Source organism: Leisingera sp. JC1 (assembly GCF_001679925.1).
GTDB lineage: Bacteria > Pseudomonadota > Alphaproteobacteria > Rhodobacterales > Rhodobacteraceae > Leisingera.
In genome coordinates this window covers 40233-53314 of sequence record NZ_LYUZ01000002.1, presented here as the reverse complement: position 1 = coordinate 53314, position 13082 = coordinate 40233, and the positions used below count along the sequence as shown (strand labels likewise).

Below are 13082 nucleotides of genomic sequence, written 5' to 3'. Positions count from 1 at the left end.
TCACGCGGTTCCGGGTCTTGCCATGTCCAGCAGCCACTGCCTTACCAGTTCCGCATTAGGAACCAGGTCCTGTGTCTTGGACCACACCAAATAGAACCCCGATCCGGTGGTCCAGGACCATTCCTTGCGTGCCGCCAGCAGCCCTTGTTTTATCAGCGGCTCGGTCACATGCTGCCAGCCGAAGGCAAAGCCCTCGCCTGCAATCGCTGCCTGCAGCACCAGCGCATAGTCGTTGAGGCGCAGGCCTGCGGCAGGCAGCCGGCCTGTGACCCCGAAATGGGCGAACCACTGCTGCCACCGGGGACGCTCCCGGATCGGTTCCTCCAGATGGATCAGCCGCTCATGCAGCAGGTTGGGTACCGTCGCCAGGTTGACGGCTGAGGCCATCACCCGCGGGCTGGCCACCGGAAAGATCACCTCCGGCGCGATCAGGGCTGAATGGCAGTCCGGCCAATTGCCGTCGCCGCGCCGCACCGCCAGTGAGATGCCTTCGGTGTTGATGTCCGGCTCCCGGTCGGAGCTTTGCAGCCGAAGGTCAATATCCGGGTGCGCCTCATGCAGCTGGGCCAGTCTTGGCATCACCCAGTAGTATGCAAAAGCAGAGGAGCAATTGAGCGTCACATGGTCATTGCGCCCGAACTGCCGTACAGCCTTGGCGGAGGACAGTATGTCCTCAAGCGCTTTGGAGACATCTGTGTAAAGCCGCATGCCCGCCCCGGTCAATTCCACCTTCCGGTGACCGCGGCGGAATAAAATAACGCCCAAAGACGCTTCCAGCTGCTTGACCGCCGCACTGACGGCAGGCTGCTGCACGTTCAATTCCTCCGACGCACGGGTGAAAGAGCCGTGCCTGGCGGCGGCTTCGAACACGATCAGGTGGCGGGGGCTGGTGAGGAGTTTCCAGAGTTCTTGCATAACTGTGTGTTATCCAAATCATCAGAATTTTCAACCGTCACAACATCTGCGCCGGGTCTTATTGTTCCGCAACGCCTGAAGATGGAGAGCCCCATGGCCCGACGCGCCCGCGCATCCCGTGACAGAAACACTGCCCCCGCCGGCGCTCCGGCTTCGCCCTGGATCCAGCGTTCGCTGCCGTTCTTTGACGCGCTGGACGAGGAGAAGCTGGTCAAGCTGGAAGCCCAGGTCGACTGGATTTTCGAGGAGGTCGGCATTGCCTTCCGCGACGACCCGGAGGCGCTGCGGATCTGGAAAGAGGCCGGGGCAAAGATCGACGGTGACACGATCCGCGCCGATGCGCAGTGGATCCGGTCGCTTTGCGCCAAGGCGCCGCGGGAGTTCACGCAGCTGGCCCGCAACCCGGCGCGGTCGGTCACCATTGGCGGCAGCAATCAGGTGTTTGCACCGATCTATGGCGCGCCGTTTGTGCGCGACCTGGAGGGCGGGCGGCGCTATGGCGACATGGAGAGCTTCGAGAAGCTGGTGAAGCTTACCTATATGCATCCGAACCTGCATCACGGCGGGTTTGTGATCTGCGAACCCTGTGATGTGCCGGTCTCCAAGCGCCATTTCGACATGCTGTTTGCTCATATGACGCTGAGCGATAAACCGCATCTGGGCGCCATCACCGAAATGTCCCGGGCGCAGGACAGTGTGGACATGGCGGAGATCGTTTTTGGCAAAGAGGTCATGGACGAAAACTGCGTGATCATGGGCAATGTGAACACCAATTCGCCGCTTCTGGTGGACAAGGTGGTGACAGAGGCAATCAGAGTCTATTGCGGGCGGAATCAGGGAATTGTGGTTGTTCCCTTTATCCTCTCGGGTGCCATGGGGCCGGTCTCTACCGCCGCCTCGGTTGCGCAGGCGATGGCTGAGGCGATGATGTGCTGCGCCTTTGCCCAGATCGTCCGTCCCGGTGCGCCGTTTGTGCTGGGCAACGTCCTGTCGTCGATGTCGCTGAAGTCCGGTGCACCGACATTCGGGATGCCGGAGCCGGTGATTTCCAACTACGCCATCGGCCAGCTGGCCCGCCGGGCCGGGTTGCCCTTGCGCTGCGGAGGATCGCTGACCGCGTCCAAGATCGAGGATGCGCAGGCGGCCTATGAAAGTGCCGACTCGATGCATTCCACCATGCTGGCAGGCGCCAATTTTGTGCTGCATTCGGCGGGCTGGCTGGAAGGCGGCCTGTGCACCGGGTTCGAGAAACTGATCATGGATGCGGACCGGCTGGGCTCCTACCAGAAAGTGCTGAGCCAGGGGCTGGATACCAGCGATGAGGCGATGGCGCGCGATGCCTATGGCGAGGTTGCGCCGGGCGGGCATTTCTTGGGCTCCGGCCATACCATGCGCAACTACCAGACCGCGTTTTTTGAGCCGAAGCTGAGCGACAGCGAGAATGTCGAGAGCTGGGAAGAGGGCGGGTCCAAGGACATGCGCCAGCGCGCCTATGAACGCTGGAACCAGATGCTGGATGAATATCAGGCGCCGCCGATGGATGAGGCGGTGAAAGAGGAACTGGCCGCCTATGTCGCCCGCCGCAAGGAGGAGATCCCGGATGCGTGGTACTGAGTTAAGAAACTCTTCACCCATTTCCACAGCTTATGCAGGAAATGCCGGATTGCCCCGGCACCCCCTGTGCACCCCCCGTACACCACTTGTGCACCCCCTGGGTGCCACTTGCCGCAATTCCCGCGCTTTGCCCCAGATCTGAGGACAAATCCATGTCAGACAATTTTGCCCAATCGACGCTCAACATCCACAAAGAGGAGAGCACCGGCGACAAGAAGCTGCCGAGCCACGCCAAGGCGGTGATCATCGGCGGCGGTGTGGTTGGCTGCTCGATCCTGTTCCACCTGGCTAAGTTCGGCTGGAAGGACGTGGTGCTGCTGGAACGCGACGAGCTGACCTCCGGCTCCTCCTGGCACGCGGCAGGGCAGATCCACACGATTTCGTCGGACCCGAACATCTCGCGCCTGCAGAGCTATACCATCGACCTCTATAAGGAGATCGAGGAGACCTCCGGCCACTCGGTGGGTCTGCACATCACTGGTGGGTTCTATCTGGCGTCGAACAAGACCTGGTACGACTACCTGAAGCGGGAACGCTCCAAGGCGCGCTACATGGGTCTGAACCAGGAATTCATCAGCCCCAAGGAAGTGGCCGAGCGCCATCCGCTGATTGACCCCAAGCACTACCATGCAGCGCTGTGGGATGATCAGGACGGCGATCTGGACCCGTCGGGCGCGACCTACGCTTTTGCCAAATCCGCCAAGGTGCATGGGGCGCAGTATTTCACCCATACGCCGGTGACTGGCACCACCCAGCGTCCGGACGGCAGCTGGGATGTGGTGACCCCGCGCGGGGTGATCAACGCGGAGCATATTGTGAACTGCGGCGGTCTGTGGGCGCGGGAAGTTGGCCACATGCAGGGCATCAACCTGCCGGTGCAGCCGATGGAGCACCACTATCTGATCACCGACAAGATCGACGCGGTCGCCAACCACCCGACCCGCCTGCCGGCCGGGATCGACTATGAGGCGAACATCTATTTCCGCCAGGAACGGCAGGGGATGCTCTTGGGCACCTATGAGCCGAAGGGCACGCCCTGGAAGGTGGATGGCACGCCCTGGGATTTCGGGCATGAGCTGCTGCAGCCCGATCTGGACCGCATTGCCGACCGTCTGGAGATGTCGTTTGAGCGTATCCCGGCCATCGGCGAGGCGGGCATCAAGGATATGATCAACGGGCCCTTCACCTTCGGCCCCGACGGCAACCCGATGATCGGCCCGGTTCCGGGCATGAAGAACTACTGGTGCGCCGTGGGCGTGATGGCGGGCTTCTGCCAGGGCGGCGGCGTGGGCCTGACCATGGCGGAGTGGATGATTGACGGTGAGCCGTCCATCGACGTCTGGGCGATGGATGTGGCGCGCTTTGGCGACTTTGCGACCCCCGACTGGGGCACTGTGAAGTCGACCGAGAACTATGAGCGCCGGTTTGTGATGACCTTCCCGAACGAGACGCTGCCGAAGGGACGGATGCAGAAGACGACTGCGCTTTATGACCGGCTGGTCGCCAAGGGCGCGCGGATGGGCCAGGGCTTTGGCCTGGAGAACGCGCTGTGGTTTGCCGACGGGCCGGAGGACGCCCATGAAGAGCCGACCTTCGAGCGCAACCGTTCGCACGATTACGTGGCGCGTGAGGTCAAGGCTGTGCGCGAAGCCGTCGGCGGCATCGAAGTTGCCAACTTTGCCAAGCATGAGTTCAAGGGTGCGGGCGCGCGCGCCTATCTGGACCGGGTGCTGGCGGGGTATGTGCCGAAGCCGGGCCGCCTGACGCTGACCCCGATGCTGACGCCGAAGGGCAAGCTTTATGGCGATCTGACCGTGGCCTGCCTGGGGGAGGATCACTTCATGCTGTTCGGCTCCGGTGCGATGCAGGAGGCGCACCGCCGCTGGTTCGAGAAGGACCTGCCCGCGGATGTGTCGTACCAGAACGTCTCCGACGACTGGCACGGCATTGCGCTGTCGGGTCCGAAATCGCGGGAACTGTTGCAGCGGATCACCCGCGAGGATGTATCGGGCGAGGCTATGAAGTTCCGCGACCTGCGACAGACCTTTGTGGGCGGCGTGCCGGTGATCCTGAACCGGATCAGCTTCTCCGGCGAGCTGGGTTACGAGATCTACTGCAAGCCGCAGTATCTGCTGCGCCTGGCGGAGGCGATCGAGGAGGCGGGCGCTGATCTGGGCTACCGCTGGTACGGGGCACGGGCGCTGATGTCGATGCGGCTGGAAAAGGGCTGGGGTGTGTGGACGCTGGACTTCCGCCCCGATTTCGACGCGGCGGAAAGCGGCATGGATGTCTTCATCAACTGGAAGAAGGACTTTACCGGCAAGGAGGCCGCGCTGAAGGCCCGTGAGGCCGGTCCGAGCCGCAAGCTGGTCACCATGACCATCGAGGTGGACGGCATTGATGTGTCGAACGACGAGGCAATCCTGAAGGACGGCGAGGCCGTTGGCTACATCTCCTCCGGCGGTTATGCGCATCACGCGCGGAAATCCATGGCGATGGGCTATGTCTCGGCAGAGCACGCCGCGGCCGGCACCAAACTGCAGGTGGAGATCCTGGGCGAGATGTATGACGCCGAGGTGCTGGGCGCGCCGATCTATGACGCCAACGGCGCCAACATGCGCGCTTGAGCCGGGCAGGGGAGCGGAAGCCATGACCAAACCCATGCGGATGCTCCCCCAAGCGGCTGAGGCCATGCCGGCCTGCCGCTGCATCTTCCTGCTGCTGCCGACCTTCTCGCCGCTGGACCTGTCCAGTGCGGTGGCGGCGCTGGAAGCGGCGAACACACACGGCGGGAGTGCGCGTTATGACTGGCGCGTGGTCAGCGAGGACGGGCAGGCGGTCACCGCCCCGAACGGGCTGGGCGTGACCGTCGATGGCGGCCTGCCGGAACTGTCGCGCGGCAGCATGGTGTTTATCTGCGGCGGTCAGGGGGTGGAGCCGGGCATCTCGCTGAAGGTGCTGGGCTGGCTCAGGAAGGCGCAGCGCATGGGGCTGCCGATGGTAGCGCTTGGCGGCGGCATCATGGCGCTGGCGCGGGCGGGTCTCCTGTCCGGGCGTCAGGCCTCGGCCCATTGGGCGCAGCGCGCGACGCTGGCAGAGATGCACCCGGATGTGGGGGTGAAAAACTCGCTGTTCACTATCGACGGCAAGCTGATCACCTGCGCAGGCGGCACTGCAACCGTCGACATGATGCTGAACCTGATTTCGGATCACCACGGTTCGGACGTGGCAACCGCGGCTGCGGACCTGATGGTTTGCTCCTCGGCCCGCAAAGGCAGCCAGGACCAGACGGTTTCGGAGTTCGGGCGCGCGGGTGTGCGGCACGAAAAACTGGCTGCGGCGCTGGGTTTGATGCGCAGCAATCTGGAGGAGCCGCTAACTCCCGGCGGCATTGCCGATCTGGTTGGCCTGTCAGTGCGCCAACTGGAGCGGCTGTTCTCGAAATATCTGCAGACCACGCCCAAAGTCTATTACACCAAGCTGCGGCTGGACTACGCGCGCAGCCTGCTGTTGCAGACCAACATGCGGATAATCGATGTGGCGCTGGCCTCGGGCTTCAACAGCCAGACCCATTTCGCCAAGGTCTACCGGCGCTATTTCGGCAAGTCCCCGCATCAGGAGCGGCCGTTCTGAGGGCAGTTCGCTTGCGCGGTTCGCGCGCCCGTTGATGCATCTGGAAAAACCGCCGAGCGGCAGGTGAAACGCGTCCGCATCAACACAAGCTGTGCTGGTGTGCATTCTGTCATTTCGGGAAAGTGGTAGCGGAGGAGGGACTTGAACCCCCGACACGCGGATTATGATTCCGCTGCTCTAACCAACTGAGCTACTCCGCCGCTCTGTGTGGAGGCGATTTACGGAATGCCGCCAGCCGGGTCAAGCAGAAAAGCGGAAGATTCCCGGATTCTTCTGAGATTTTTCGCCGCGATAGGAATGTCATATATATTTCAGTGGGTTGGTCGCGTATGGGGCCGGGTGCTATCCATCAGGGCCGCGGTTGCGGTGCGGGCCGACGGAAGGCGGCAGTGCTTATTCGGACAGGCTGTCCAGGGCCGCGAGGTCCGGGCGCGGCAGCTGGTCCAGCAGGGCGAACACCAGGGCGCGGCAAGACTCGCCGGTCCAGTCCGCCGGGTGGAAACCGGACGGCAGATCCGGGTGGCGCAAGACCACGCGGCGCCAGCGGTGCACAATCAGGGTCCGCAGGGTGCCGGTCTGCACCGGTGTCAGGACGGCGGGCGGTGCAGAGATTTGCTGCAAGTCCCGCTGCAGGGCGGCGCAGGCGTCGCAGAGGTGGTCCGGGAACAGGCGTGATTTCAGCCAATCCGGTACTGCAATGGAGCTCACGCCGGCTGCCAGCAGATCATCCAGGTTTTGCGGCACAGGACCGCGGCCGAGAGCGGTGGTGCGGTTCACCGCTACATAGCTGGGCAGCAGCAGCACCTCGTCCAGGGTGGACTGGCCGGCGCCGTCCTCGGCGATTAGCAAGTGCCATTCGCCTGGTACAGCCGCGCGGCGTTCATAGATCCGCGGGGTGACCGAGGCGGATTGCTTGCGGCCGTATTCGGTCAGGTAGTGGACCGAGGCGCGGCCCGCGCGTTCGCTTTCGATCCAGCCGTCTTTGCGCAGCCGGTGCAGGGCCACGCGGATGGCCTCGGGCTTGATCCCCATCGGGGTGATGATGCGGGTCAGCGCCCCGCCGCTGATCTGGGCTCCCTTGTCCTGCGCCAGATCACCGAACAGCGACACGATCACCGACCAGACCCGCTGGTTCTGCGGGTCGTTCAGCTGTTGGACGGCGGCGTCAAACCAGGGGTTATGCTGTTCGTTCATGGGGATAAACATAGTGCGCCCGGACTGGATAGACCAGTCCGGGCGCACGGCTGCGTTACCGCCGCCTACCACTTTTGCGCAGTTTCAAAAGGCGTTCATTGTCAGCAGTTCATACTCTGCTGCGATCTCATCATCCTGGTTGGTAAGGGTGACGTGCCAGCGCACTTCTCCGTATTCCTCATTGCGAGGGGTCTTCTTCTTGACGGTCAGGCGGACCTTGATGCTTTCGCCCGCCGAAATCGGCTTCATGAAGCGCAGATTGTCGAGGCCGGTGTTGGCCAGAACCGGTCCCTCGTCCGGCTGCACGAACATACCTGCGGCGAAGGACAACAGCAGGTAGCCATGTGCCACGCGGCCCGGGAAGAAAGGGTTCCGCTTGGCGGCGTCGTCGTCCATGTGGGCATAGAAGGTGTCGCCGGTGAAATGGGCGAAGGTCTCGATATCCTCCAGTGTGACGGTGCGCGGGGCGGTGTGCAGGGTCTCGCCAATGGACAGCTCGCCGAACTTGCGGGTGAAGGGGTGTGCCGGGCCTTCGATCTCGGTTCCGCCGGGGACCCATTTCTCGCCGATTGCCGACAGGATGTCGGGCGAACCCTGGATGGCGGTGCGCTGCATGTAGTGTTTGACGCCGCGCACGCCGCCCATTTCCTCGCCGCCGCCGGCACGGCCCGGACCGCCATGCACCATGTGGGGCAGGGGGGAGCCGTGGCCGGTCGATTCCTTCATCGAGTCGCGGTTGTTGAAGTAGAGGCGGCCGTGGTAGGCGCCGGCGCCGATGGCGACCTCGCGCGCAACGGCCGGGTCATGGGTGATGACAGAGGCCACCAGCGAGCCCTGGCCGCGGTTGGCCAGATCGATGGCGTGGTCCAGATCGCGGTAACCCATGATGGTAGAGACGGGGCCGAAGGCCTCTGTGTCGTGCACGCGGCTGGCGTTGTCCGGGTCGGCGCAGTGGAACAGCATCGGCGGGACAAAGGCGCCTTTCTCGGCGTCGGCGCCGTCGACGGTGAAGCTGTCCGGGTCGCCAAAGACGCGCTCCGCTTCCTGCCCGATGATCGCTGCCTTCTCCAGCACGTCGCGTTTCTGGCTGTTGGAGACCAGCGCGCCCATGCGGGTGGTTTCCAGGCGCGGATCGCCGATCTGGGTTTTTGCCAGGCGGGCAGAGAGCGCTTCGATTACCGCGTCCACCTGAGCCTGCGGCGCGATAATGCGGCGGATGGCGGTGCATTTCTGGCCCGCCTTGGTGGTCATCTCGCGGCTGACTTCCTTGACGAAGAGGTCAAACTCCGGCGTGCCGGGCTGCGCGTCGGGACCGAGGATCGAGGCGTTGAGGCTGTCCTGTTCGGCCACGAAGCGGACCGAGTTTTCCAGGATCACCGGGTTGGCGCGCAGTTTCAGCGCGGTGCTGGCGGAGCCGGTGAAGCTGACCACGTCCTGCATGGTCAGGTGGTCCAGCATGTCGCCGAGGCCGCCGGAGACCAGCTGCAGCGCGCCCTCGGGCAGGATACCTGACTCCAGCATCAGTTTCACCGCCAGCTCCGTCACGTAGCAGCTGTTGGTGGCAGGTTTCACGATGGCCGGGACGCCTGCCAGCAGGGTGGGGGCGAGTTTTTCCAGCATGCCCCAGACCGGGAAGTTGAAGGCGTTGATGTGCACCGCGACGCCGCGCAGCGGGGTGCAGATGTGCTGGCCCAGGAAGGTGCCGTTGCGGCTGAGCTGCTCCACGTCGCCGTCGAGGTAGACATGGGCGTCCGGCATTTCGCGGCGGCCCTTGGAGGCAAAGACGAACATGGTGCCGATGCCGCCGTCGATGTCGATCATATGGTCGGACTGGGTGGCGCCGGTGTTGAACGACAGGTCATAAAGCGCCTGCTTGTGCTGGTTCAGGTGGCCCGCCAGCGCCTTCAGCATCCGGGCGCGGTCGTGGAAGGTCAGCCTGCGCAGGTTGGTGCCGCCCACGGTGCGGGCGTAGTCGAGCATTCCTTGCACGTCGAGCGCGTCGTTGCCCGCTGACGCAATCACCTCGCCGGTGATGGCGCTGGCGATGTTGCGGGCACCTGCGCCCGGTGCGACCCATTGACCCGCTGCAAAGCTGGAAATCTCTAGAAGGCTCATCCTGTCGTCCTTTTCATCAGGCCGGCGCGGGGCCGGCTGGCTGGAATCCGATGCTGAGATATATTGACCGTCCGGTCGGTTTATGCAAGAAGTTTGTCAAATGCGCCGTAGACAGGGTGAGGGAGCGATGAGCGATATGATTCTGGTTGAGGACCACGGCACCTGGGTGGAGATCACCCTGAACCGCCCGGACCGGTTGAACAGTTTCAACGAGGAGATGCACAACGCCTTGCGCGCAGCGCTGGAGGCCGCGCGCGACGGCGGCGCCCGCGCGGTGTTGCTGACCGGAGCCGGGCGCGGCTTTTGCGCCGGGCAAGACCTGGGCGACCGCGACCCGCGCAAGATGGACGGGCCGCCGGATCTGAGCCAGACCGTGCGGACTTTTTATGCGCCGCTGGTGCGGCTGATCCGTGAATTGAACTTCCCGGTGATCTGCGCGGTGAACGGCGTGGCGGCTGGGGCGGGCGCCAACCTGGCGCTGGCCTGCGACATGGTGCTGGCAGCCGAAAGCGCCAAGTTCATCCAGTCGTTTTCCAAGGTCGGCCTGATCCCGGACACCGGCGGCAGCTGGCATCTGCCGCGGCTGCTGGGTGAAGCGCGGGCCAAGGGGCTGGCGCTGACCGCAGAGCCGCTGCCCGCGAAGAAGGCCGAGGACTGGGGGCTGATCTGGAAGGCGCTGCCGGACGGAGAACTGATGGCTGAGGCCCGCGCCATGGCGGAGCGCTTTGCCAATGGCCCGACGCTGGGGCTGGGGCTGACCAAGCAGTGCATTCAGGCGGCGGCGGTCAACACGCTGTCGGACCAGCTGGAGATCGAGGCGGACGCGATGAAGACCTGCGGCGAGAGCGCGGATTATGCCGAAGGCGTGGCCAGTTTCCTGGAAAAGCGCGCGCCTGTGTTCAAGGGCAAGTGACCATGACCCCGAAAGAACGTGCTGAAAAATCCGCCGCGGCCATGTGGGCCGAAGATCATGCGTCCAAATGGGCGGGGATGGAGATCACCCATGTGGACGAGGGCGAGGCCACGCTTGAGCTGACCATCGCGCAGCACCACTGCAACGGCCACGGCATCTGCCACGGCGGCATGACCTTCATGCTGGCCGACAGCGCCTTTGCCTTTGCCTGCAACAGCCGCAACCAGTCGACCGTGGCGCAGCACAATGTGATCAGCTTCACCGCGCCCGGACGGCTGGGCGACAAGCTGATTGCCACGGCGCGCGAGATTTCCCTGACCGGGCGCAGTGGTATTTATGACGTGACAGTGACCAACCAGGACGGCCAGCAGATCGCCGAGTTCCGGGGCTTCTCCCGGGCGGTCAAAGGCCAGTTGTTTGACGAATAAGGTGTGGAGGACCCCATGGAAGACCTGAGCCCCAAGAAGGGTGAACTGGACCCGATCGAGATCGCCTCGATCGACGAAATCCGCAGCCTGCAGCTGGAGCGGCTGAAGTGGTCGCTGCGCCATGCCTATGACAACGTGCCGATGTACAAGCAGCGGTTCGACGAGGCGGGCGTGCATCCGGACGACCTGCGGGAGCTGAAGGACCTGTCCAAGTTCCCCTTCACCTACAAGAACGACCTGCGGGACAATTACCCCTTTGGCCTGTTTGCAGTACCGCGCAGTGAAATCATCCGCCTGCATGCGTCCTCCGGTACCACCGGCAAGCCGACGGTTGTGGGCTATACCGCCAATGACATTTCGAACTGGGCCGATCTGGTTGCCCGGTCCCTGCGGGCCTCGGGCCTGCGCAAGGGCGACATGGTGCATAACGCCTATGGTTATGGCCTGTTCACCGGCGGCCTGGGTGCGCACTACGGGATTGAGCGCTTGGGCGCCACTGTCGTTCCGATGTCGGGCGGCCAGACCGAAAAGCAGGTTGGCCTGATCACCGATTTCAAACCCGATGGGATCATGGTGACGCCCTCCTACATGCTCAATATCCTGGAACAGTACCACAAGGTCGGCATGGACCCGCGGGAGTGCTCTCTGAAGGTGGGCGTGTTCGGCGCTGAACCCTGGACCGATGCAATGCGCAAGGAGGTCGAGGAGGCCTTTGACATGCACGCGGTCGATATCTACGGCCTCAGCGAGATCATGGGGCCGGGCGTCGCCAATGAATGCGTTGAGACCAAGGATGGCCCGGTGATCTGGGAGGACCACTTCCTGCCGGAGATCATCGACCCGCAGACCGGCGAAGTGCTGCCTGACGGGGAACTGGGTGAGCTGGTGTTCACCACGCTGACCAAGGAAGGCCTGCCGATGGTGCGCTACCGCACCCGCGACCTGACCCGCCTGCTGCCGGGCACCGCACGCTCGATGCGGCGGATGGAGAAGATCACCGGGCGCAGCGACGACATGATCATCCTGCGCGGCGTAAACGTCTTCCCCAGCCAGGTGGAGGAGCAGCTGCTGGCGACCGGCGGCCTGGCACCCTACTACCAGATCGAGCTGTACAAATCCGGCCGCATGGATGCGATGCGGGTGTTTGTGGAGGCCAATCCGGATGCCACTGACGAGCTGAGCAAGACCGCTGCGGCGCGGATGCTGACCAAGCGGATCAAGGATATGGTTGGCGTTTCGACCGAGATCATTGTAGGCGACCCGGGGTCCGTCGAGCGCAGCCAGGGCAAGGCCAAGCGCGTCGTCGACAACCGCAGCAAGTCCTGACCCGGGAGAGTGAGCCTTGGCCCGCACGATCGCAAAAGACCACGATGAGAAACGCGCGCAGATCCTGAAGTCGGCGGCAAAGGTGTTTGCCGAGTCCGGTTACGACCGGGCGTCGATGACCCAGCTGGCGCGCGAGTGCGGGATCTCCAAGGCAAACATCTACCACTATTATGACAGCAAGGATGCCGTGCTCTACGGCCTCCTTGATACTTATCTTTGCGAGCTGCGCGACCGGGTGTGCGGTGTGGACCTGGAAGGCCTAGGCGCTGAGGACCGGCTGCGCCGTATCGTGTCGGAGATCATGCTGGCCTATCAGGGCGCCGACCATGAGCACCAGGTGCAGCTGGGCGCGATGGGGGCGCTGCCGGAGGAGCAGCAGAAGCATCTGCGCGGCTACCAGCGCGAGATGGTGCAGTTCATGAGCGATGCGCTGAAGGACGTGGCGCCGGAGATTTTCAATGGCGATGCTGCCAAGCTGCGCGGCGCCACGATGTCGGTCTTTGGCATGCTGAACTGGTATTACATGTGGAATTCCGGCGCCGGGTCAAAGGCGCGCGAGGATTACGCCGGGCTGGTCGCAGACCTGACGCTGAGCGGGGTCAAGGGGCTCTGACAGCGGCGCGGTTTTGCGTATCCGCCTTTCCGGGTTACCCTGCCCATGTGATCGGAGGATGCCATGCAGAAACCTGAGAACTTCGAGAATTTCTATTACAAGAAGGTTGGACTGGGCGAGGCCTGCGGCTGCGCTGAACGGGCCATCGACATGTATGAGTTCGACCGCACAGCGGGCAAGCAGAAGGCGGCCGGCGGCAGGATGCGGTTTTCCTGGAAACGGTTTGCGCTGAAATACGGGCTGCTGTCGCGCAAGAGGACACCGGCGGAGTAACAGTGAAACACCCGGCGGAATGTCCCGCCGGGTGTTGTTTCTTTTCAGATTTGGCCGG

General features: G+C 63.6%; 11 protein-coding genes and 1 tRNA gene. 8 read left to right on the top strand and 4 right to left on the bottom strand.

Annotated features, from left to right (window positions below; all coding sequences use genetic code 11):
• Entirely contained in the window at nt 1-915 is a 915-nt protein-coding gene (locus A9D60_RS02275; RefSeq protein WP_065266111.1) for a LysR substrate-binding domain-containing protein, read from the bottom strand.
• Nucleotides 916-1008: 93 nt separating this feature from the next.
• Here A9D60_RS02275 and A9D60_RS02270 point away from each other — a divergent pair, with 93 nt between their 5' ends.
• The 3 genes from A9D60_RS02270 (at nt 1009) to A9D60_RS02260 (ending at nt 6162) form a co-directional block, all read left to right on the top strand.
• Nucleotides 1009-2529, top strand: a complete 1521-nt coding sequence (locus tag A9D60_RS02270; RefSeq protein ID WP_065266110.1) for a trimethylamine methyltransferase family protein — start codon at nt 1009-1011, stop codon at nt 2527-2529.
• A gap of 152 nt (nt 2530-2681) precedes the next feature.
• The gene (locus A9D60_RS02265) at nt 2682-5156 is read left to right on the top strand and encodes a GcvT family protein (protein WP_141117775.1); all 2475 of its coding nucleotides are present in this window, start codon (nt 2682-2684) and stop codon (nt 5154-5156) included.
• Between the two features lie 22 nt (nt 5157-5178).
• Nucleotides 5179-6162: a GlxA family transcriptional regulator gene (locus A9D60_RS02260; protein WP_175392869.1), complete on the top strand. Its 984-nt coding sequence runs from the start codon at nt 5179-5181 to the stop codon at nt 6160-6162.
• Between the two features lie 123 nt (nt 6163-6285).
• Here A9D60_RS02260 and A9D60_RS02255 read toward each other — a convergent pair.
• From A9D60_RS02255 to paaZ, 3 genes are all read right to left on the bottom strand, one after another.
• Nucleotides 6286-6362: transfer RNA gene (locus tag A9D60_RS02255), tRNA-Met, on the bottom strand.
• A 193-nt stretch (nt 6363-6555) separates the two neighbouring features.
• On the bottom strand, nt 6556-7356 hold the full coding sequence (locus tag A9D60_RS02250) for a PaaX family transcriptional regulator C-terminal domain-containing protein (protein WP_065266208.1): 801 nt from the start codon (nt 7354-7356) through the stop codon (nt 6556-6558).
• Between the two features lie 84 nt (nt 7357-7440).
• Nucleotides 7441-9471: a phenylacetic acid degradation bifunctional protein PaaZ gene (gene paaZ, locus A9D60_RS02245; RefSeq protein WP_065266109.1), complete on the bottom strand. Its 2031-nt coding sequence runs from the start codon at nt 9469-9471 to the stop codon at nt 7441-7443.
• Between the two features lie 127 nt (nt 9472-9598).
• On the opposite strand from paaZ, the gene paaG reads away from it, so the two are divergent.
• The 5 genes from paaG (at nt 9599) to A9D60_RS02220 (ending at nt 13024) form a co-directional block, all read left to right on the top strand.
• Nucleotides 9599-10384 (top strand): 2-(1,2-epoxy-1,2-dihydrophenyl)acetyl-CoA isomerase PaaG, encoded by a 786-nt coding sequence (paaG, locus tag A9D60_RS02240; RefSeq protein WP_065266108.1) that lies wholly within the window; start codon nt 9599-9601, stop codon nt 10382-10384.
• A 2-nt stretch (nt 10385-10386) separates the two neighbouring features.
• Nucleotides 10387-10812 (top strand): hydroxyphenylacetyl-CoA thioesterase PaaI, encoded by a 426-nt coding sequence (gene paaI, locus A9D60_RS02235; RefSeq protein ID WP_065266107.1) that lies wholly within the window; start codon nt 10387-10389, stop codon nt 10810-10812.
• 15 nt (nt 10813-10827) lie between these two features.
• Complete coding sequence (paaK, locus tag A9D60_RS02230) at nt 10828-12138, top strand: phenylacetate--CoA ligase PaaK (RefSeq protein WP_065266106.1); 1311 nt, start codon at nt 10828-10830, stop codon at nt 12136-12138.
• Between the two features lie 16 nt (nt 12139-12154).
• Nucleotides 12155-12751, top strand: a complete 597-nt coding sequence (locus A9D60_RS02225; protein ID WP_065266105.1) for a TetR/AcrR family transcriptional regulator — start codon at nt 12155-12157, stop codon at nt 12749-12751.
• Between the two features lie 63 nt (nt 12752-12814).
• On the top strand, nt 12815-13024 hold the full coding sequence (locus tag A9D60_RS02220) for a hypothetical protein (RefSeq protein ID WP_065266104.1): 210 nt from the start codon (nt 12815-12817) through the stop codon (nt 13022-13024).
• The last annotated feature ends 58 nt before the right edge of the window (nt 13025-13082 follow it).